This window comes from Hyphomicrobium sp. 802, from assembly GCF_000526135.1.
GTDB lineage: Bacteria > Pseudomonadota > Alphaproteobacteria > Rhizobiales > Hyphomicrobiaceae > Hyphomicrobium_B.
Genome location: NZ_JAFM01000001.1, coordinates 3,078,628 through 3,100,299 on the forward strand (window position 1 = coordinate 3,078,628; position 21,672 = coordinate 3,100,299).

Sequence of the window (21,672 nt, forward strand, 5' to 3'; positions counted from 1 at the left end):
AAGTTTCCGGCAGGAAGCTTACCGGAATTAAGGAGCACTTGATGACGATCAGCACGAACAAAAGCCGTCCGATCTATCCGGGCCTCAGTCCGGACCTCAACGCCCGCAGCAACATCATCGTATGTGACAAGGGCGGCGCCGCCGCCGTCACAGAATTGTTTTCACGCGCCGACACCGCCTTTGCAAAGCGCACCACGGTGCTTCTTGCCGACACGCTGAGCGACGCTGACATGCAAACAGCGAAGTCCGAGCTCTCGCCGGCGACAATCGAATTTCTTCCCGCGCTTGCAGCAGCGATCACGCGGCTTCGCGTGCTGCTCGATGGGGCGCCGATGGGACTCCGGCTTTACGCCGCCGGAACGGAGCCGCTGATCGGCTCGGTCGTACAGGCCGCAGCCGACTATTCAATCGACCATCTCTCGATCCGGACAGAACACCGCGGCTCGCTGATGCGCCGCGTGCAATGCGTGCATTGCAAAGGCTTCATCGAGAACGTCACGACCAATCCCGTGACCTGCACACACTGTGGCCTGACGCTTCTCGTTCGTGACCACTATTCCCGCCGCCTCGCGGCATTCCAAGGCGTCTGCATCGACGCTGAAATTCCAGGCGATGTTCCACCGACGGAGGCACTTTATCAATGAGCGGTTCCCCTCTTCGCCGCGTCCGCGTTGCCGAGGTTGAGCAAGTCGCCGCCCGCATCAAGCGCTTTCGCTTAGTCGATATCGACAACGCGCCGCTTTCGGAATTCTCCGGCGGCTCGCACATTTCCGTCGTCATGCATTCGGGCGACCGCATGATGCGCAACCCCTACTCGTTGATGGGATCGCCGTTCGACACATCGAGCTACCAGATCAGCGTCCTGAATTGCGGCGCAGACTCGCGCGGCGGCTCGAAGTTCATGCACGAGAACGTCTCGGTCGGCACTGAGCTTGAGATCAGCGAGCCGCTCAATCTGTTTGCGCCCGTGAAGCTCGCGAAGAAGCACGTTCTTATTGCGGGCGGCATCGGCATTACGCCGTTCATGTCGATGATGAACGACCTCGACAGCCTGAAATCGAATTTCGAACTGCACTACGGCGTGCGTTCGCTCGAAGAAGGGGCCTACTGCAAATATCTGCAGTCGCGGTACGGCTCACGGGTGAACGTCTATCGCCAGGACCAAGGCCAGATGATCCCGCTCGAAAGCATCCTCGGCAATCAGCGGCTCGGCACGCACATGTACGCATGCGGTCCCAAGCCGATGATCGACTGGGCGCTGCAGACGGCGGAGCTGCTCGGTTGGCCTGCAGAAAACGTTCATTCCGAACAGTTCTCCGCCCCGCCGCCGGGCAAGCCGTTCATCGTCAAGCTCGCCAAATCCGGCCGCGAGATCATGGTCAAAGGCCATCAGAGCATTCTCGAAGCGCTCGAAGAACACGGCGTCGACGCACCATTCCTTTGCCGCGGCGGCGCCTGCGGCCAGTGCGAAACGGGCGTCGTCGCGTGCGACGGCTACATCGAGCACAACGACCACTTCCTGACCGAGCCCGAACGGGTCAGCGGCAAGAAGATCATGATCTGCATGTCTCGCATTCAAACCGGGTCGATCACACTCGACCTCTGACGGCATCTTTCAATTCGCATTCGGGGAGGCACCGGCATGGCGCTGACTTTCAAAGACGAGACGTTCCGGGACGATTTCACCTATAAGAACAGCCCGTCGACGATCCGTCGATTTCCGTTTCCGTTCATCGAAGACAAGTACCGCTATTCGGTGAACATCGAGCCGCACACGCCGGGCCCTAAGGGTTCGGTCTACGAGAACGCCTTCGACATTGACGAGCACTACGTCTCGGAAATGCGCGATCGGGCGATGGTGCTGCAGGAAGATCCAGGCCGCTGCCAGGCCTTGCCGCACATGATGACGGCGCAGTGGGACATGCTCGAACTGGTGATGGTTTCGCTTGCACGCGACTATCCCGATCTTTTCACGTTGCACCGGGACGGCGCGCACTGGCACTGGATCAACAAGCCGCTCAACATCGACCAGAAGTTCACGTTCGGTGAAGTCAACTCGCTGCCTTACGAACCGATGGAATATATCGGTCGTCAGGTGCAGGGCGATTTCTCGATCCAGGACCAGCGCGACAATCAGCTCTGGATGGATGCGGGCATCATTACCTCGCAGGCAGACTGGTCGCTCGATTTTGACGTCGGCATGAACTTCTTCGAATGGCACGGTCCCGTGCCACTGGCGCATGAAGCTGGCGTGTTCGAACGCGCGCTGAAATTCCTTTTGAACCTGCAAATCGGCAATCCGGTGCGCCGTCTCAACTGGACGATGACCGTCAATCCGCGTCTCGATACGAGTCCTGAGAACTATCCCAAGTGGGGAAAAGACCGGACAACGATCACGCCTGAGAACGTCGGAGAAAAATTGCATCTTCGCGTCGAGCTGCAGGGCCTGTTCCGGCTCCCGCGCTCGAACGCGATCCTGTTCTCCATCCGCGGCTATCTCATGAGCCTCGAACAGATCGCCACGGTTCCGAAGTGGGGCCGCCGTCTGCCGCGCGTGCTCAAGACGCTGCCGCCGGAGCTCATCGATTACAAAGGTCTCGTCCGTTATCGCCAGACCGCAATCGACTGGCTGGAGAAATACGATGACGGCGCGCCGACCTCGCCCGGCGGTGGCCCGGATTGAACCCTTCGTCCTCAAAGAAACGTCAGCCACAACCAGTTTAAAGACAGCCAAGAGGTAATGCTCATGTCACTCGCTCATCTGCCCCGGCAATCCATCCTCAACGATCGCCACCGGGCGAACGGAGCCGATCTGGATTCGGTTTCGTGGAACAACATGCCGCTGCCGCAGACCTATCAGACCGACCCCTATTTCGAGACCGAAGCCGTCCGCAACCGCGCAGGTCTGTTCGACGTCTCGTCGTTGCAGATCATCAACGTCTCGGGTCCGGATGCGCAGAAGCTTCTGAACTACATGCTGACGTCGGACCTCTCGAAGGCGAAGCCCGGCGACTCGCACATCTCCAATATCGTCAACGAAAACGGCGGACTAATCGACGACGTCCTCGTCTACGTCGACAGCCCGACGGAGTTCCGGCTCTCGCACGGCGCGGGCAAGCTCGAAGAAGTTCTGTTCTCGCTTGCGCCGAAGTACGACGTGAAGGTCGAGAAGGACGACGACGTTCACATTCTTGCGCTGCAGGGTCCGCTGTCGCTCGAAATCCTCGCGCCGCATACGCCGATGGATCTTGCTGCCCTCGGCTACTTCAAGCATGAGCCGACGACGCTGTTCGGCACGCCGGTGCGCCTGGCGCGCGGCGGCTATTCGGCTGAGCGCGGCTACGAAGTGTTCTGCAAAGCAGCCGACGCGCACAAGATGTGGGATTCCATTCTTGAGGCAGGCAAGGACAAAGGCCTCATTCCGGTTTCGTGGGCATGCCTCGATATCGTCCGCGTGGAAGGCGGCCTGTTGTTCTTCCCCTACGAAATGTCGAACGAAGACACGACGCCGTGGGAAGTTCGTGCCGACTGGACTGTCGATCTGTCCAAGCCGGATTTCATCGGCAAGAAGGCGCTGGAAGAAAAGAAGGGCAAGGAACGTTCGTTCGTGACTGGCCTTGAAGTCGATACCGATCGCGCTATCGAGCCCGGTGCGAAGATCACCGTCGACGGTAAGGAAGTCGGCGTCGTCACCAGCACGACCTACAGCAAGTATCTGATGAAATCGTTGGCAATGGCGCAGATCGAGCCGGCCTATACGAAGCTCGGAACGCAACTCGTCGTGCACGATAAGGGCGACTTCCCAGCGACCGTCGTTCGCATGCCGTTCTACGATCCGCTCCGTTTGCGCACGCATCCGCGCGAAGCGGCGTAACTCAATTTTCAACCAGGACTTGAACCCAAGTATTTGTCGGAAGGAAACCAACACATGGCAGAGCGTATCGCGATTATCGGCGCCGGCCCGAGCGGCATGGCAGTTTTGCGCGCATTCGAAAGCGCCCGGAAGAACGGCGCAGACATTCCGGAGATGGTCTGTTACGAGCGGCAGAAGGACTGCGGCGGCATCTGGAACTACACGTGGCGCACCGGCACCGACGAGTTCGGCGAGCCAGTTCATGCTTCGATGTATCGCTATCTGTGGTCGAACGGGCCGAAGGAAGCACTCGAATTCGCCGACTATTCTTTCGAAGAGCACTTCGGTCGGCCGATCCCGTCATTCCCGCCGCGCGCCGTGCTGCACGACTACATTAAGGGCCGCATCGAACGCAGCGGCATCATGCACTACATCAAGATGAGCCACACGGTTCGCTGGGTGAGCTACGACGAGACGACGCAGAAGTTCACGGTTTCCGTGAAGGATCTCGTCACCGACCAAATTTCGTCGTCGGAATTCGATTACGTCTTCTGCGGCAGCGGCCACTTCTCGACGCCGAACATTCCGGAATTTCCCGGCCTCACAAAGTTCCTCGGCCGTACGCTGCACTCGCACGACTTCCGCTCGGCGGATGAGTTTGCCGGCAAGGACGTGCTGTGCGTCGGCGCTAGCTACTCGTCGGAAGACATCGGCATTCAGTGCTACAAGTACGGCGCGAAGTCGGTGACGTTCTCCTACCGCACGCGGCCCATGGGCTTCAAATGGCCGGCGCGCATGGACGAGCGTCCGCTCCTTGAACGCGTGGAAGGCAAGACCGCCTTCTTCCAGGACGGCACGTCGAAGGATGTCGATGCGATCGTGCTGTGCACGGGCTATCTGCATCATCATCCGTTCATGGAAGATTCGCTGCGTCTCAAATCGCGCAACCGTCTCTATCCGCCGAACCTCTACAAGGGCATTTTCTGGATCGACAATCCGAAGCTGATGTACATCGGCATGCAGGATCAGTTCTACACATTCAACATGTTCGATGCTCAGGCTTGGTATGCCCGCGACGTCGTTCTCGGCCGCATCAAGCTGCCGCCGAAAGCCGATATGATCGACGACATCCACAAGTGGACGGAGATGGAAGAAGCCATTCCGGATGCAGAGGGCGCGATTGATTTCCAGACCGAATACATGCGCGATCTGCTCGCTCCGACCGACTATCCGCGCCTCGACGTCGACGCCGTGGCGAAGATGTTCAAGGAGTGGGAACACCACAAGATGGAAGACATCCTGACCTATCGTGACCGCTCGCACAAATCGGTGCTGACGGGCACGCAGGCGCCTGTCCATCATACGCCGTGGATGCGCGCACTTGATGACTCGATGGAAGCGTTCCTCAACCAGCCCGGAACGAAGATGGCTGCTGAGTAAGCCCTACTACGACACGCCAACGACCGATCGTGGACTGGCCGCAACGGAGCGGTCAGTCCACCGATCGTTTTCAGCGAGATGAGGACACCATGAGCGACAATGTTCTGACGTCCCCCGCACGACCCAAGCTTTTTGTTCCGGGCCAATCCTCACTGCTGCCCGGTGTCGAGCGTTATGTCTTGAAAGGTGGCGGCACGGCCGTCTACGAACTCGACAAGGGCGACCGCGTGGAAATCAGTCCGCTCGAAGGCGGACAGACCGTTGAGATCGCGGCTTTCGCACCGGGGGGAAAAAGTGATCTCGGCGCGATCGGCCTCAAAGGCGATGGAGCGCCCACCGGCATTCAAAAGGCGCTTGAATCCGACAGCGAGGATGCGCAGCGCGTTCGCTTCGGACTATTCCGGCGCGGCCTTGATCTCGGACGCGTCAAAGCTAAGCGCGTGCTTGGTCCAGATTCCGTTCCGGGCGACGTCGTTTCGCTGCAGGCTGAAAAACCGGTTCTCGTTGTTATCGGCGCACCGGCGGAGCCGATGATCGTCTGGGATCAGACGCCTGCGACCGACGTTCTTGTTTTCATTCAGCGCGCCAATCCGAAACTTCTGAACGAAGCAAGACTGCCCGATCCGATTGCCGAGCCGCGCCTCGACATTCGCATTAACATCGCAAGTGCGGAAAGCTTCGAGGTTCACGAAGGCGAGTACATTCAGATCATTGACGTCCAAGGCCGTCAGTGCTCCGACTTCCTAGCCTTCAACCGCAAAGAGCTCGACAGGGGCAATGTGCTTGGTCTCGACTCAACGACCACGCGCTCCATGACGGGCATGTCCTATCCGAAGCCTGGCCTGTTCTCGAAGTTCTTCGACCGCGATCGCAATCCTCTCGTCGAGGTCGTGCAGGACACAGTCGGACGGCACGACACGTTCAACCTCGCGTGCACGACGCGTTACTATGAAGATATGGGCTACTTCGGTCATCCGAACTGCTCGGACAACTTCAACGAGGCGCTGAAGGATTATCAGATCGGCAGCTATAAAGGCTGGCCCGCAATCAACTTCTTTTTCAACACCAACGTCGACTGCCATAACAACATATGGTCCGATGAACCGTGGTCGCGTCCAGGCGACTACGTGATGATGCGTGCGCTGACGGATCTCGTCTGCGGCACATCCTCCTGCCCGGCCGACATCGACCCGTCGAACGGCTGGAACCTCACTGAAATCCACGTTCGGGTCTACCCGAAGGACACCCCGTTCAAGCGCTCGATCGGATACAGAATGGCACCGGATGCTCCCATGCAGCTGACAAGAGAATCGGGATTTCACCCGCGCACGTCAGCCCTCACCCGCAACTTCGGCGACTATCGCGGCTTCTGGGTACCGCACTGCTACGCCAACGCCGGGGCCATTGAAGAATATTGGGCATGCCGCGAGCGGGCAGTCATCATGGACCTGTCGCCGCTGCGCAAGATGGAAGTACTCGGGCCGGATGCTGAGCAGTTCCTCAACGGCATCATCACGCGCGACGTGCGCAAGCTTGCAGTCGGTCAGATTTACTATACGCCGATGTGCTATGAGCACGGCGGCATGGTGGACGACGGCACGCTGTTCCGCTTGGGCGAAAACAACTTCCGCTGGATCGGTGGCGACGACGCGAGCCTCATCTGGCTGAAAGAACAGCTGGCGAAGACGAGCTACAAAGTAAACCTCAAGACAGCGACCAACGAACTCAATAACGTCGCCGTCCAAGGGCCGAAGTCGCGCGAGATCCTGGCGTCGATCGTCGAGACGGCGCCGAGCCGGCCGACGATGCAGGAGCTTGGGGTCTTCCGCTTCACAATCGGACGCATCGGCGGCGTTGCGGGCATTCCGGTGCTCGTGTCACGCACGGGCTATACCGGCGAACTCGGCTACGAGGTGTTCTGCCATCCGAAAGATGCGCCTGCGGTTTGGGATGCGATCATGACTGCGGGCGCGCCATTCAAGATCCAGCCGTTCGGTTTCGACGCGCTCGATATGGTGCGCATCGAAGCGGGCCTCGTGTTTGGTGGACATGACTTCGACTCGACGACCGATCCACTCGAAGCCGGCATCAGCTTTACGGTGCCGACAAAGAAGGAAGACGACTATATTGGCAAGGCCGCTATTGAGAACCGCCGCGCACATCCGCTGCGCAAACTGGTCGGTCTCGAAATCGAGGGCAACGAGAAGCCGTCGCACGGCGACCCAGTGTACATCGGCCGGGCACAGATTGGTATCGTGACGAGCGCGATGCGCTCGCCTCTATTGAAGAAGACGTTGGCGTTCGCACGTATCGAAGCCGTTCACGCCGCCAACGACACGGCCGTTGAAATCGGCCGCCTCGATGGCTTGCAGAAGCGCTTCAAGGCGAAAGTCGTGCCGTTCCCGTTCTACGATCCAAAGAAAGAACGCGTCCGGATGTGAAGCGCCACGCATAGCACGCATGCAAAACGCGGTTGGGATCACTCCCGGCCGCGTTTTTTAGGCCGTCCGTGTTGCGTCTCCCGTCTTCGAGGGCTAAACGCCCCGTAGCTCTGAGGAGAAGACATCGATGTTCAAAGCCATTCTCATTGAAAAAAGCAGCGAGCACTCAGGGCCCCGCCTCGCAGATGTCGACAAAGCGGCGCTGCCAGACGGCGAGGTAACTGTCCGCATCAGCCATTCGACGCTGAACTACAAGGACGGCCTTGCGATCACCGGCAAAATGCCGATCGTTCGCAGCTTCCCGATGGTACCCGGCATTGATTTCGCGGGCATCGTCGAAGACAGCGCAAACCCGCGCTTCAAAAAGGGCGAAGCGGTGCTTCTCAACGGCTTCGGCGTCGGCGAGAACCACTGGGGCGGCCTCACCGAATATGCGCGCGTCAAAAGCGATTGGCTAATCCCGCTTCCGCCGGGCATGACCGCCGCGCGCGCGATGGCGCTCGGCACTGCCGGATATACGGCGATGTTGTGCGTCATGGCGCTCGAGCGCCAAGGCGTGACGCCGGCGAAGGGCGAAGTGATCGTGACGGGGGCCGCTGGCGGCGTCGGCGGCGTTGCGGTGCTTCTTCTTTCGCGCCTTGGATACGAGGTCGCAGCCTCCACGGGCCGCATCGGAGAATCCGACTACCTCAGAGGCCTCGGCGCAAAAACGATCATCGACCGCAACGAACTGTCCTCACCCGGCCGCCCGCTGCAGAAGGCGCGATGGGCAGGCGCCGTCGACAGCGTCGGAAGTCACACCCTCGCAAACGTCTGTGCGCAAACAAAAGACGAAGGTGTCGTGACCGCCTGCGGCCTCGCGCAGGGGATGGATTTTCCTGCAACCGTCGCGCCGTTCATCCTGCGCGGGGTGACGCTTGTCGGCATCAACTCGGTCTACCGTTCGATTGCTGACCGCATCGAAGCCTGGAACCGTCTCACCGACGAGATCGACTTTGCCAAGCTCGATGCCATGACCAAGACAATTCCGCTTTCTGCTGCGATCGATGCCGCTCGCGATCTCATCGACGGCAAGATCCGCGGGCGCGTCGTCATCGACGTTTCCCGCTAGTTCCCTCCCTCCGCTTCGCAAGGATACCGCAATGCCCCTTCTTCGCTTCGACCTCATCAAAGGACGCACCGACGCCGAGCTTGCCTCACTGCTCGATGCTGCACATGACGCGATGCTCGAAGCCTTCAAGGTTCCGGTGCGCGACCGCTATCAGATCGTGCACGAGCACGAGCCAAGCCGCGTCCGCATTGAGGATACGGGCCTCGACATTCCGCGCACAGACAAGGTTGTTCTGGTCTCCGTGACGACGCGGCCTCGCACAACAGAGGAAAAGACGACGTTCTATCGCCTGCTGACCGAAGCGCTGTCGAAGCGTTGCGGCATCGCGCCGAGCGACGTGATGGTGAACTTCGTCACCAATACCGACGCCGACTGGTCGTTCGGCAATGGCGAGGCGCAATTTTTGACGGGCAAGCTCGGCGGCAAGCCGAAATAACAACTTCACGTCGCCCCCCTCATCTTAGCCCCCTCCCCGCGCGGGAGAAGGAATGAGAAGAACGAAAGGTACCGGAATGCATCTCGTGCACGATCCGAATGCGCCGGCGTCTCCTGCGATCACGTTCGATCAGTTTCTGACGGTCGATATTCGCGTCGGCACCGTGGTCGCAGCCGAGCCTTATCCGGAAGCGAAAAAACCGGCATTGAAACTGAAGATCGACTTCGGCGACGGCATCGGCATCAAGCAATCGAGTGCGCAGATCACGCGACACTACGATTGCGAGACGCTGATCGGGCGACAGGTGGCGGCGGTCGTGAATTTTCCGCCGCGCCAGATCGGCAAGTTCATGTCGGAAGTGCTGACGCTCGGCTTTCCCGACACAAACGGCGAAGTCGTGCTGTTCGCGCCCGACATCAAAGTGCCGAACGGGGCGCGGCTTTTCTAGACACGTCGTCCTCGAATGCGTGAGCATCGACAGCGCATTTGAGCATCCAACATAAAGTTCATCGGAGACGCCTATGTTTCGCGCCTCCGGCGAGGCTCACGCTGGATCCCCGGCCTTCGACGCGCCATTCGTCGCGCCCGGCCGGGGATGACGCAATCTATTTCTTCACATGCCCAATTGCCCACACATAGGCGGTGACGGCGTCCACCTGTGCATCAGTTAAGTCCACACCGCCTTTCGGTGGCATGGCGCCGGCGTGCTCTTTCGGCGTTTCGACGCCGTCCAGGATCGTCTTCTTGAGACCTGCAAGGCTACCGTCGCTCCAGAGCCATTTGCCGGCCGTCAAATCGGCGCCGACGGGACTGCCGACACCGCCCGCACCGTGGCAGCCTGCACACGTTGCGCCGGCTTCCTCGCCGTCGAAGATCTTCTTGCCGAGCGCGACTTGGTCGGCAGTCGCACCAGGCGGAACGGGAAGCGATGCCGCAACGCCTGCATCCGGATGAATGCCTTCCGGCGGCAGGACGTTCTTGTCGCCCGATGCCTGAGCCTGCACTTCGGGTGCGGCCTCAAGCTCTTTCGCGTTCGGATCGCCGACGTACGTGATGCGCCAGATGCGACCGGCGACGTCGTCCGAAACGTACAGCGCACCATCGGGTGCAACCGCGAGACCCGATGGACGGTGCGGCGCGCTGCCCGGATTTTTCTGGGTTCCCGCGAAGCCATCGGCGAAGACGATGAAGTTGCCCGTCGTCTTGCCGTCAGCGAACGGTTGGAAGACGACGTTGTAGCCACCCTGCGGACCTGGTGCGCGATTCCATGAGCCATGAAACGCAATGAACATGCCGCCGCGATAAGGCTCGGAGAATGCTGTCGCCTTGTAGATCTTCATGTCGTTCGGCGCCCAGTGAGCTGGGAAGACTGCAACGGGGCCGAGCTTGTCGGCACAAACGCCGACGGTCTTGCCGCCATCACCGCCGTATTCCGGCGCAAGGACAAGCTTCTTCTGGAAGCCGTCGTAATAGCAGTGCGGCCAGCCGTAATCACCGCCCGCTTTCAGTTCGACTACTTCTTCGGCCGGCAGATCGAAGCCCTGCTGCGCGGTATAGAGCTCGGGCCAATCTTCATGTAGCTGATCGCGGCCGTGCTGGGTGACGTAGAGCCTGCCCGCGGCATCGAAGTCGAAGCCTTCGCCATTGCGGATACCCGTCGCATAGCGCTCGGCGGGCGAAAATTTCTGATCGAGCTTGTTGGCGTCATACTTCCAGATGCCGGCGCGCGTCTCCTGCTCGATGCATGGCTCGTGGCCTTTCGAGTGCGGCATGCGATTTTTGATTTCGCATGTGTTCGTCGCCGAACCCATCTCTACGAAGAGGTTGCCATTTGCGTCGATGATGAATCCATGCATCGGATGATCGCCGGTGATCGGCATGCCCGACAGCACCGTTTCACCCTTGCCTTCCGGCGCGATCTCGCCGTCCTTCAGCGGATAGCGAACGATGCGATCGTTGATCTCGGCGTAAACGTAATTCTTATAGAGATAGATGCCGGTGCCGCCGTGGCCGCCTTCGGCCTGCGTTTCGCCGAAGCGCTTGATGACATCGGCCTTGCCAGTGCCTTTGCTATCCTTCAGCGCGACGAGAAAACCGCCCGGAGGCAAATCGTTGTTCTGATAGTAGCGTCCGCTCCACGTGTTGACATAGAGCGTACCGTCTTGTGACACGGCCATCTGGCGGGCATGGCCGACTTTGTCGGCGAAGATCGAAGCGCAGAAACCTTTCGGCAGACTGAGGCCGCCATTGTCTCCCGGACATTCGGCGGCACGCGACGATGTCGCCCCGACAAATGGTATGGCGAGCGCGAGCACAAACGCCATCGGTGCTGCAGACACCCATGTGCGTACGGTTGCAACAGGTTGCATGTTCATTCTCCTGGAAGTCCGACTGGAAGCCGAGGCCCATGAAGCCTCGGCGGTATTTACTTGCCGAGAGGAACCGGCACGGCCTGGAACGGCAGTTTCGGCGGTCCGTTCTCTTTGGCGCCGAAGAGATGTGCGAGTTGGCCCTCGCCGACCCAGACCGTATCGCCCACCCTCGCAACCGATGTCGGTCCGCTGAGGCCATCCTTCAAGGTTTCGATATCGACTTTATCACCGTTGACCGTCACGCGATCGACAGTGCCGCCACCTTCGGCCATCAGGAACGTGTTACCGTCGAGCGGACGGAGCGCATCAGGGTTCTGAATGGGCCTGGATGTTTCAAGCTTTGTGACGCTTCCCGGTGCGCCATTCTTCAACGTGACACGAAAGAATTCGTTGCCGCCATAGGTGTTGACGTAAAGATTGCCATCGCTGCCGAACGCAATGCCGTCAAGCCCCGCTCCGTTTTTCGGCGCGAGCAGATCGTTTTCGAGCCAGACATCAAGTTCCTTGGCGCCGGGCTTCAGGCGCAGGATTTGCGGTGCAGCCGTGTTCGTTACGTACATCGTGCCGTCAGATGCAATCACCATGTCGTTGCAGACATGGGCCTTGCCGGGAAATGCGGCGCTGAATTTCCCCTCCCCCGTCTTCAGATCGAAACCCTTCAGGTAAGCGCCGGGAACCGTGCTGGGTCCCGGGACGCCCATCGCCGATATGTCGTTTGAACAGACCCAGAGCGTGTTGGTTTTTTCGTCAACCAGAACGCCGAATGTGTTGCGCGTGCCGAATGCGCCAGGCTTGATCCACATCTCTGCTTTGGATTCGCCGGGCTTAACGCGCGCGACACCGCCTGACGCGATGCTGCTGATATAGATCGTGCCGTCAGACGACGCCGACATACTTTCCGGATAAGCTTGATCGCCGGGTATCTCGATCGGCTTCATGTCCCCTGCCATCGCCGAAGCAGCGACAGCAGATGAACAAACGATGGCGAGGGCTGCGAGACAGCCCTTTGGCTTCCGTGACCTCATGCTTCCTCCAAGGCGCCTTGGCGTTTCCATTCGGAACGCGCATTTTTATTTAAATTATACTCGACATTTATATCAGCTAGAACGAGCCGCTTAACAAAAAACGCAAATCGTCGAAGAACGATCCCTCAGTGGGTGAGCAATTCGACTTCCTTTTGTGCAGCCATCGCCAGCGATTCCGACATTTCGTCTGCTTTCTTTCGCGGCAAGGAGAAGCTGACACCGAAGCCGTCCGAGGTCTTCAAGGTCACGATCAAGAGAGACGGATCGAGCGCCTGCTCAACCAACCATGACGCCAGCGGATACGTGAAACGGCAGCTCGCATCGCCATATTGGACTTGGATCGCAGCATCGATGAGGTTCGGCAACGACATGGCCAGCATTCCGAGCTGCGCCACCTGAAGATTGACGGCCGCGGGCATTCCCTTCGTATCAACGACATGAAGCGTCACGCTGCGGCCGTCTGTTTCAACGTTGAATTGCGTCAGATCCTGCACGTCGATGCGCATGCGCCGCTTCCCATACGTCGTTCAGCTACGATTGATGGCTGCTTCCGTTATAGTCTTTCAACTATTTCGAATCCATCGCAATCTCGCGGCTCCCGGTGGACGAAAACCGCGTGTCACCTCCGGCACAGCAGTTTCGCAAACTTCGGCATAAACGAGCGGACGCTGCGCAACTGTGGTATTCAGCAAGCGCATAGCGTTTCGGATTCATTGATCCTGGAGCCGTGACATGCCGCGATCTTCGTTGATGTCGTTTGCATTCGCCTTCACCGCAGTGAGTGCCGGTTCGCTGGCGGCTTTTTCTTTGCCGGCATTCGCGGCATCCGGAGATCGGATCGGCGATGCGGTCGTGATCACCAACATCGTCATGGCGGATTTCGCCAAAGAAGAGCGTCGCCTCGCGCGCGGCGACGATGTCCGGCAGGACGAGATCATTGAGGTCAACACCGACGCTCAAGGCGAGTTCAAGCTCGACGACGACACGAAGCTCGCGCTCGGCCCCGGCTCTCGCCTCGTGCTCGACAGGTTCGTCTACGACAGCGACAAGAAATCCGGCTCGATCATCCTGAACATGGCGAAGGGCGCCTTCCGCTTCATTACCGGCGTCGCGACGAAGCCAACCTATATCATCAACACGCCGAATGCATCGATCACCGTCCGCGGGACCATCTTCGACGTTTACGTATTGCCGGACAAATCGGTGTGGGTGCTGCTGCATGAAGGCGCCATCGAAGCGACCGGAAAGAGAAACGTGTGCCGCGTGCTCGACCGTCCGGGCCAGATGATGCACATCGGCGCGAACGGCGCCGTGACCGGGCCGTTCAACTGGTCGAAAATGCCGGATAGTAAAGCGGTTGCGTTCGACACCGCGTTCCCGTTCGTGATCAACACGCCGTCGATCGATCCTAATCCGCTGCTGTCACGCGCGCAGATCATCGAAGCGAACTTTGCGGACGAGCCGGATCAGAAGTGCCTCAATCCGCACCTGCAGATCATCCCGACCAAGCCGATCAAGACGAAGAAGGCTGAGAAGCCCAGAAAGACGCCGCCGAAGAAGAAGGTCGCAACGCGCAAGCCGAGGAATGGTGACGGCGCGTACGGTGGCGGCTGCGATGGATGCATGACCGGAATGGGCATCGCCATCGGCGGCGGCATGGGCGGATTCGGTGGCGGCCGTCGCGGCGGATCCGATGGCGGTGGGTATGGCGGCAATCGCGGCCGTTGAGCAGGAGCGTCTCGACGCGCGGCTCGGCCTTTAGCTGCGCGCCGTCCCGTCCGCGAGGGACTTGCGGTAGTAGTCCGCCATGCCGCCCGATGCGTACTGCAAACAATTGGCGATAGCGACGTGTATCCGATCTCCATCACCGTCGCTTTTTGCGGACAGAAAAGCTGCGTGCGCCGTTTCCCAGCGACGAAAATCTTCTGAACGTGCAAACGCTTCGTCGCCGAGCAACGCAAAGATGATTTCGGGCCGGTCCTTGCCGCGCGGCGTTACGGCGCCGAGTTCAAGCAACGCAAATTGTGGCGCTTCGGCTGCCGTCCGCTCGCCGACGATGATACCGGCTGCATATGTCTTCGTAGCTTTTTCGAACCGGGCAGCAACGTTCACGACATCGCCCAAAACGGAATAGTCGAAGCGCTGCGGCGAGCCGACGTTCCCGACGACGCATTCGCCCGTGTTCAGGCCGATACCGATGCGAACCGGGACGAAGGGTTGGCCGCCGACCAGGCATTCGGCTTCCAACGCTGCATTTAAGCGCGCCAGAGCATCCAGCATCGCTAACGCCGTGCGGCAGGCATTGGCAGCGTGCGCGGGATCGGGCAACGGTGCATTCCAAAAGGCCATGACGGCATCGCCCATGAATTTGTCGATGGTGCCGTTGTGCTTCAGGATTTCGTCCGTCAGCGGCGTAAAGAGTCGATTGACGAACCGGATCAATTCCTCCGCGCGCATGCCTTCCGATATTTTCGAGAAGCCGCGCACGTCGGCAAAAAGCAGCGTCACCTTACGCGTCTCGCCGCCGAGCTTCAGCTTGTCGCGGTTGCGCGCCAGTTCCTCGACCAGCGGTGCTGCAACGTAGTGTCCGAATGCGGATCGAATCTCGGCGCGCTGCATCTCCGATTTGAGATAACTCGTCAACGAGACACCGAGATAGAGCAACGCAACTGAGAGAGACGGATAGACGGGGTCGAACAGCATGCCCATGTACGCATAATCGAACCACGATATAGCGACGATCAGCGCGATCGCACTTGCGCCGACGATGGCGGCGACAAGCGCGCCGGAGCGTTCGATCAGCCATGCGACGAAGCCGCCGACAAGCAGGATGAATGCGATCTCAGCGCCGGTCGCGTAAGCCGGCCGCACGAGGTGATCACCTGACAGAATTTGTTCCAAAGCTTGGGCATGGATTTCGACGCCCGGAACGGCAACGTCGAGCGGTGTGGCGCGCAAATCGAGCAGGCCTGTCGCCGTTGCGCCGATGATGACGTAGCGGCCTTTCACGTCCGCCGGATCGAATGTGCCGTCCAAGATCTTGAGAGCCGAAATCTCGCGGCGCGGATCGCTGCGCGAGAATTTCAGCCAAAGCTCGCCGCGTCCGTCGGTCGGCAGAACGGCCTGGCCGACGCGAATGCTGTCGATCCCGGTCTGCTGTCCGAAGGCCAGCACGCCACTGCCTCCCGACGACTTGATGAAAATCGTCGATTGGCCGGTGCCGACGCGAAAGGCTTCCAGCGCCAGCGATGGGTAAAGCGCGCCGGAGATCGAAACGAGCAACGGAATGCGGCGCACGACCTGATCGCTGGACGGCAGCCAGTTGACGGCGCCAATCCCGCGTGCAGCTTTCGTCAGCTCTGGTCGGTTCTCAACCCCGCCGGAGAAGGCGTGAACGAAAGCCGCCGGATCATCGCCCGCGAACGATATTGCACCGGGGTAGCGGCCGATCCCCTGCTTCCGCGCGCGGCCGTTGTCACCAGCGATGCCGAGCACGACGGGCGCCGGTGCGATGGCCTTGGCGAGAATTTCATCGTTCGAAGGCAGGTCTGCCAGTTCGGACGCGAGTCCCGTCGCCCGCGGATTGCTTGCCAGGGCTTCAGCAATCACGTCGGGCGACAGCCGGTCGGGCTCGGCGAGGACCATGTCGAACGTGATCGAGGCAGCTCCAGCGGCGGCAAGCTTCGTGACAATGGCGGCGAGCCGATCGCGCGGCCAGGGCCATTGTCCGATGCGCGCGAGAGACGCTTCGTCGATCGCGACGATCCGAACCGGAAAAGATGTATCCAGGGTACGCGGGGCGCTACGAAGGTAGGTATCGAAGACCGACAACCGGAGCCGCGCGACCGGCTCGGGGTCGGCGATGCGAATCGCGACGCAAGCGGTTAACAGGATCGCGGCGATGACCAGAGCGAGCGGAAGGCGATTCGATCCGGCAGTCATGCTCCGATCCAGGTTTTGCCCCACGGCAAAAGCCGCGGCATGGTCCTCAGCTTAACGCATTCATCCGGCGTGGAACTTTGGTCGGCGCGTGCGGTATTAGGACGGAAAGACATGTGCACAAGATACGCGAACTCTCCTAAGCCAAGCGGGTGACTGAACGTTCATTTTTTGGGCTTGCTCACGCCCATATTCCGAATAGTCTTAAAACTATCACAAATCCGCATACGGCGGATTTTTCATTGTGGGATGGGGCAAATTGGAAAATAGAACATTAGCCCTTGGAAGGCGCCTCGGAATTCACTCCGGTTTCGTAACAGCGTTGTTTGCAGCCCTCCTCCTGGGAACGCCGGACGTCAGCCGGGCGGAGATTGGTTCGGACGAGCCGCGGGTCGACGCCCTGCAGCCGCCGGAAGATCCGCGCGACGTCGCGGATAAGGATTTTCCCTATGAGTTACGCAAGGTTGCCGACAAGCTCGAAAGCCCTTGGTCGATGGCCTTCCTGCCCGACGGCCGCATGCTCGTCACCGAGCGGCCAGGCCGGTTACGCGTCGTCATCGGCGATCAATTACAGTCGCAGCCGATTTCCGGCGTACCGACAGTTCTGTGCTGCAGCCATTCGGGATTGCTCGACGTTTTGGTCGATCCCGATTTCTCCGACAATCACCGTCTATTCCTGACCTATATGCACGGGACTGCGGAAGCCGGCACAATCCGTATTATGAGTGCCACACTCAACGGCAATTCCCTTATCGACAATCGGGTTATTTTCGAAAGCCGGCCGGCTGCGAAGGGCCTCGATCAGATCGGCGGCCGCCTTGCGTTCGGTCCGGACCATAAGCTCTATCTGACGATCGGCGATCGTTTCCAGATGGAGCGGGCGCAGAACCTGCTGGACGACGGCGGCAAGATCATCCGCATCAATGTCGACGGCTCGATCCCGGAGGACAATCCGTTCGTTGGACGCGCCGATGCACTACCGGAGATCTACAGCTACGGCCACCGCAACCCCCAGGGCATCATCGGCAATGTCGGCGACGGTCAGATCTGGGCGATCGAGCAAGGCCCGAAGGGCGGCGATGAACTCAACCTTATCAAATCCGGCGGCAATTACGGCTGGCCGCTCGTGACCTACGGCACCAACTACGACGACACCATCATCTCGGATAAGACATCAGCTCCTGGGCTGATCGACCCTGTCCACTACTGGGTGCCTTCGGTCGCCGCCGCGAGCCTCGTTTCCTATTACGGGAATATCATGCCGGACGACTGGCGTGGCGACTTCCTGATTGGCTCGCTTGCGGGCGAATGCCTAATCCGGCTGCACATCGACTCCGGCCGCGTCGTGAAAGAAGAGCGCTACCTGCATCACACGATGGGGCGCATCCGCGACGTCGCAATCGGGCCCGATGGCTATATCTACCTGCTGCAGGATAGCAGCGAGGCGGCCCTTTTCCGGCTCGAGCCAACCACCGATCTGCTCGCCAGGATGAAGCCGCAGTAAGACTGCGCCGCGGCACGCTGTCAGATGTCAAGAAATCGTACGGGCCGGATCAAACGATCCGGCCCGTTTCTGTTACACCCGCTCAGCCAAAACGACTACGACAAGGAGTGTTGACGATGGCAGACCGGCTCAAAGGCAAGATCGCGATCATCTCAGGCGGCTCGACGGGAATGGGCGGGGCGTCGTCGCTGCTGTTCGCGGCCGAAGGCGCCACGGTCGGCGTTATCGACCGGAGGGAGGAAGAAGGACGAGCCATCGTCGATCAGATCAACAACGCCGGGGGCAAGGCGGTATTCGCGGCTGCGGACGTCGCGGATGAAGGCCAGGTCAACGACGCCGTCGCCAAGGTGACGTCGGCCATTGGGCAGGCGAACGTGCTGTTCAATCACGCGGGCACGATCATCATCAAGCCGTTCCTCGAAATGACGCTGAAGGAATGGGAATGGCTGATGGGCATCAACGTCACGAGCATGTTCCTCATGACGAAGGCTGTCCTGCCGGGCATGATCGAAATGGGCGGCGGCTCCATCGTGTGCACATCGTCGATTTCGGCGATCGCGGCGACGCCGCTGGAGACGGCTTACAATACGTCGAAAGCTGCCTGCCACATGTTCGCGCGGTCGATTGCGGTCGAATATCGCGACAAGGGCATTCGCTGCAACGCTGTTGCACCGGGCTTCGTCGCGACGCCACACGGACTGCGCGAAGTGGCGGAGCTGCAAAAGCTCGGCGTTGACGCATCAGAGGAAGCGCTCGCCGTGCAGCAGGGCCGTCTTTGCAAGCCGGAAGAAGTCGCCAACGCAGCTCTCTTCCTTGCCAGCGACGAAGCGAGCTTCGTCAACGGCGCGTCTATCTTCGTCGATAACTGCTTTACGGCGGTGTGAAGTTTTTCCTAGGCGTTGGCGGTCCTGCAATGCGGGGGCGCCAACGCTGAGGACTTAACGGGAAGACCGCACGGAGGAACGATCCCCTTTTGCATCGTCTTGCCGATGTGACCGCCTCGGATAAAGGTCGTCACACGCGATCTTGAGGCTTCAATAGATTTTCAATCTTCGTTGGAACCGCACCAAAATTGTCGCGGCCATATATAATACTTTTTTCGTAGACAATATGGCTCGATCTCTTAACATTCGGTCTAGGCTGGCTCGCCTTGAGAGGTGATGTGTGCCTGGGGAAGCATCGACGCCGGGGGGCTCGAGGGGAAATGCGCGTGTCTGTTGCCGCCGTTTTGGCGGGCGAAGTTTTGTTGTCTGCATCCACGGCAGGTGCTCAACAAGCGAACCAAATTGTTTCACCCGAACCGGCGCCTCCGTCAGCCAGTTCGACGACCGCTCCAGCAGCCACTACGCTGCCAGAGGTCACGGTCGAAGCCAAGCCTGTAGAGAAACAACCGCAGCCGAAAAAGCATACGGCAAAGCCGACGAAAAAAACTGCGGCTGCCGCACCGAAAAACCCGGCCACAGAGCCGCTTCCCTCGGTTCCGGGAACGGCGATCATCGATAATTTGCCTCCCGCGTATGCCGGCGGTCAGGTGGCGAGCGGCGCGCAACTGGGCATTCTCGGCAACCGGGATGTCATGGACGCGCCTTTCAGCGTAACCAGCTATACTGAAGATTATCTGCGCGATCAGCAGGCCTCGACCCTTGCAGATGTGGTCGACACCGATCCCTCAGTGCGAATCAACAACCACGGACGGGGAAGCAACAATGGTGGCGGCGACGTCTTTACCATTCGCGGCTTTACCGTTCCGAACAGCGACACATCTTTCAATGGTTTGTACGGCGTCCTGCCGGTTGGAACCATCTCTCTATCGGGCGTGGAGCGGGTCGAAATATTCAAGGGCCCAAATGCCATGCTCAACGGCATGTCACCGAGCGGCGGCGTTGGCGGTACCATTAATATTGTCCCGAAGCGTGCGGGCGATGAACCGCTCACGCGCCTGACAACCGGCTTTGAGAGTTCGGGATCGGGGAGCGCAGAATTGGACGTCGGACGGCGGTACGGCACTGGCAAAGAATTCGGGGTGCGCTTCAACGGTCTCTATCAGAATGGCGATACCGCAGTTGACGATCAGACGAACGAAGTCCAATCGGCGACGCTCGGCTTGGATTTCCGCGGCAGCGCCGTGCGCCTTTCAGCAGATCTTGGATACCAGAAAGATCGCACCGACGTTCCAAGCAGTTGGGGTGGCGGCCTAAGAATTGGTGGCGGCGTCACGCATATTCCGGACGCCCCCAATGCCAGCAACCGAACGGCGCAGCTCTGGGAATATATCGACAATGAGGATCTCTACGGCGTCGTCCGTGGTGAGGTCGACGTCACGCGGGACATTACCGTCTATGCCGCCGCAGGCGGGCGAACCAACGACCAAGCCGATCTGCGCACCAGTTCCAGGCTCAACGACAATTCCGGCTCGCTTCTGACGCAGATTCTAAACTATCCGCAGTATTCAGACAGCGAGTCCTACCAGGGCGGCATCAAAGGCGTTCTGCGTTTCGGAAGCGTGCGGCACGAATGGAATATCGGCGCGACACGACTGAGCAGCGAGGTCGGATACGGCCTGGACGTCCTGGGCGGCGGTCTCTCCGATCTCTATCACGTTGCGGAGATTCCAAAGCCGGATACATCGAGCCTTTCCGACGCTCGAAAGAACGCCAGCACCGATCTCACCTCCGTCGCCTTTGCCGACACGATGGTGTTCGCCGATGACCGGGTGTGGTTGACCTTGGGCGTTCGCCGCCAATACGTCGATCAAGACAATTACGATGTCACAAGCGGTGCGCGGACATCAACCTACGACGAATCCGCAACGACGCCATCCGTGGGTCTCGTGGTGAAGCCCTGGCACAACGTCTCGCTTTATGGAAACTATATCGAGGGTCTTACCCAAGGCATGACCGCGCCTGCGGGAACCGAAAATGCCGGAGAAGTCTTTCCCCCGACCAAGACGAGGCAAGCCGAGGCGGGCGTAAAGGTCGATTTCGGCAAGGTCACCGGGACCCTCGGCGTGTTTCGGATCGAACAGCCGAACGCGATTACCATCCCCGGCTCGACGTCCGCATCGACCATTTACACGATCGATGGACAGCAACTTAACAAAGGCGTGGAATTCAACGTCTTTGGAGAACTGACGCCGAGCATCCGCTTGCTTGGCGGCGTGACATATCTCGATCCGGAGCAGACAAAGACACAAGGCGGTCTAAACGACGGGAAAGACGCGATCGGCGTCGCGAACTGGAACGGTAACGTCGGGGTGGAATGGGATCCCTACTTCGCCAAGGGCGTAACGTTAAGTGCCAGGTCGGTCATTACCGGCACGCAATATGCCGACGCGGCAAACAAGCTTGAGCTTCCCGCTTGGGCGAGGCTCGATCTCGGCGTCCGCTACAAGCTCGAAGACCGTCCAATCGAATTTCGCGCCAACGTCTACAATGTGCTCGATACCAACTATTGGGAAACGGCAGATCCGTCGACGGGATTGCGCCTTGGCGCGCCGCGGACATTCATCCTCTCGATGTCGACGGAGTTCTAGCTTCGACAAAGCCGAAGAT

At 59.7% G+C, this 21,672-nt stretch carries 17 protein-coding genes; 13 read left to right on the forward strand and 4 right to left on the reverse strand.

The annotated features are described in order from the left end of the window. Positions 1 to 41 precede the first annotated feature (41 nt). The 9 genes from HYP802_RS0115740 (at position 42) to HYP802_RS0115780 (ending at position 9,729) form a co-directional block, all read left to right on the forward strand. Positions 42 to 644, forward strand: a complete 603-nt coding sequence (locus HYP802_RS0115740; RefSeq protein ID WP_013948347.1) for a dimethylamine monooxygenase subunit DmmA family protein — start codon at positions 42 to 44, stop codon at positions 642 to 644. Further along, entirely contained in the window at positions 641 to 1,606 is a 966-nt protein-coding gene (locus HYP802_RS0115745; RefSeq protein WP_013948348.1) for a PDR/VanB family oxidoreductase, read from the forward strand. The genes HYP802_RS0115740 and HYP802_RS0115745 overlap by 4 nt, the downstream gene beginning before the upstream one ends. A 36-nt stretch (positions 1,607 to 1,642) precedes the next feature. After that, positions 1,643 to 2,683, forward strand: a complete 1,041-nt coding sequence (locus HYP802_RS0115750) for a DUF3445 domain-containing protein (RefSeq protein WP_013948349.1) — start codon at positions 1,643 to 1,645, stop codon at positions 2,681 to 2,683. A gap of 63 nt (positions 2,684 to 2,746) precedes the next feature. Next, on the forward strand, positions 2,747 to 3,874 hold the full coding sequence (locus tag HYP802_RS0115755; RefSeq protein WP_013948350.1) for an aminomethyltransferase family protein: 1,128 nt from the start codon (positions 2,747 to 2,749) through the stop codon (positions 3,872 to 3,874). Between the two features lie 54 nt (positions 3,875 to 3,928). After that, positions 3,929 to 5,293 (forward strand): NAD(P)/FAD-dependent oxidoreductase, encoded by a 1,365-nt coding sequence (locus tag HYP802_RS0115760; RefSeq protein WP_013948351.1) that lies wholly within the window; start codon positions 3,929 to 3,931, stop codon positions 5,291 to 5,293. Positions 5,294 to 5,382: 89 nt separating this feature from the next. Further along, entirely contained in the window at positions 5,383 to 7,734 is a 2,352-nt protein-coding gene (locus HYP802_RS0115765; protein ID WP_013948352.1) for an aminomethyltransferase family protein, read from the forward strand. Positions 7,735 to 7,861: 127 nt separating this feature from the next. Then, complete coding sequence (locus HYP802_RS0115770) at positions 7,862 to 8,845, forward strand: MDR family oxidoreductase (RefSeq protein ID WP_013948353.1); 984 nt, start codon at positions 7,862 to 7,864, stop codon at positions 8,843 to 8,845. Positions 8,846 to 8,876: 31 nt separating this feature from the next. After that, positions 8,877 to 9,281, forward strand: a complete 405-nt coding sequence (locus HYP802_RS0115775) for a tautomerase family protein (protein WP_013948354.1) — start codon at positions 8,877 to 8,879, stop codon at positions 9,279 to 9,281. Positions 9,282 to 9,357: 76 nt separating this feature from the next. Continuing rightward, a complete protein-coding gene (locus HYP802_RS0115780; RefSeq protein WP_024276117.1) occupies positions 9,358 to 9,729 on the forward strand; it encodes a tRNA-binding protein in 372 nt (123 codons plus the stop codon). 157 nt (positions 9,730 to 9,886) lie between these two features. Here HYP802_RS0115780 and HYP802_RS0115785 read toward each other — a convergent pair whose 3' ends face one another. From HYP802_RS0115785 to HYP802_RS0115795, 3 genes are all read right to left on the reverse strand, one after another. Beyond that, positions 9,887 to 11,650, reverse strand: a complete 1,764-nt coding sequence (locus HYP802_RS0115785) for a c-type cytochrome (RefSeq protein ID WP_013948356.1) — start codon at positions 11,648 to 11,650, stop codon at positions 9,887 to 9,889. A 56-nt stretch (positions 11,651 to 11,706) separates the two neighbouring features. Further along, positions 11,707 to 12,678, reverse strand: coding sequence for a hypothetical protein (locus HYP802_RS0115790; protein ID WP_013948357.1), 972 nt, complete (start codon positions 12,676 to 12,678; stop codon positions 11,707 to 11,709). A 125-nt stretch (positions 12,679 to 12,803) separates the two neighbouring features. Continuing rightward, entirely contained in the window at positions 12,804 to 13,184 is a 381-nt protein-coding gene (locus tag HYP802_RS0115795; protein WP_013948358.1) for a hypothetical protein, read from the reverse strand. Positions 13,185 to 13,410: 226 nt separating this feature from the next. Here HYP802_RS0115795 and HYP802_RS0115800 point away from each other — a divergent pair, with 226 nt between their 5' ends. Beyond that, positions 13,411 to 14,406: a FecR domain-containing protein gene (locus tag HYP802_RS0115800; RefSeq protein WP_013948359.1), complete on the forward strand. Its 996-nt coding sequence runs from the start codon at positions 13,411 to 13,413 to the stop codon at positions 14,404 to 14,406. A 30-nt stretch (positions 14,407 to 14,436) separates the two neighbouring features. Here the strand turns inward: HYP802_RS0115800 and HYP802_RS0115805 are convergent, their stop codons facing one another. Further along, positions 14,437 to 16,620: an adenylate/guanylate cyclase domain-containing protein gene (locus HYP802_RS0115805; RefSeq protein WP_013948360.1), complete on the reverse strand. Its 2,184-nt coding sequence runs from the start codon at positions 16,618 to 16,620 to the stop codon at positions 14,437 to 14,439. 256 nt (positions 16,621 to 16,876) lie between these two features. On the opposite strand from HYP802_RS0115805, the gene HYP802_RS0115810 reads away from it, so the two are divergent. The 3 genes from HYP802_RS0115810 (at position 16,877) to HYP802_RS0115820 (ending at position 21,653) form a co-directional block, all read left to right on the forward strand. Then, entirely contained in the window at positions 16,877 to 18,121 is a 1,245-nt protein-coding gene (locus HYP802_RS0115810) for a PQQ-dependent sugar dehydrogenase (RefSeq protein WP_155831248.1), read from the forward strand. 116 nt (positions 18,122 to 18,237) lie between these two features. Beyond that, positions 18,238 to 19,005 (forward strand): SDR family oxidoreductase, encoded by a 768-nt coding sequence (locus tag HYP802_RS0115815; RefSeq protein ID WP_013948362.1) that lies wholly within the window; start codon positions 18,238 to 18,240, stop codon positions 19,003 to 19,005. 320 nt (positions 19,006 to 19,325) lie between these two features. After that, positions 19,326 to 21,653, forward strand: coding sequence for a TonB-dependent receptor (locus HYP802_RS0115820; protein WP_013948363.1), 2,328 nt, complete (start codon positions 19,326 to 19,328; stop codon positions 21,651 to 21,653). Positions 21,654 to 21,672: the final 19 nt, after the last annotated feature.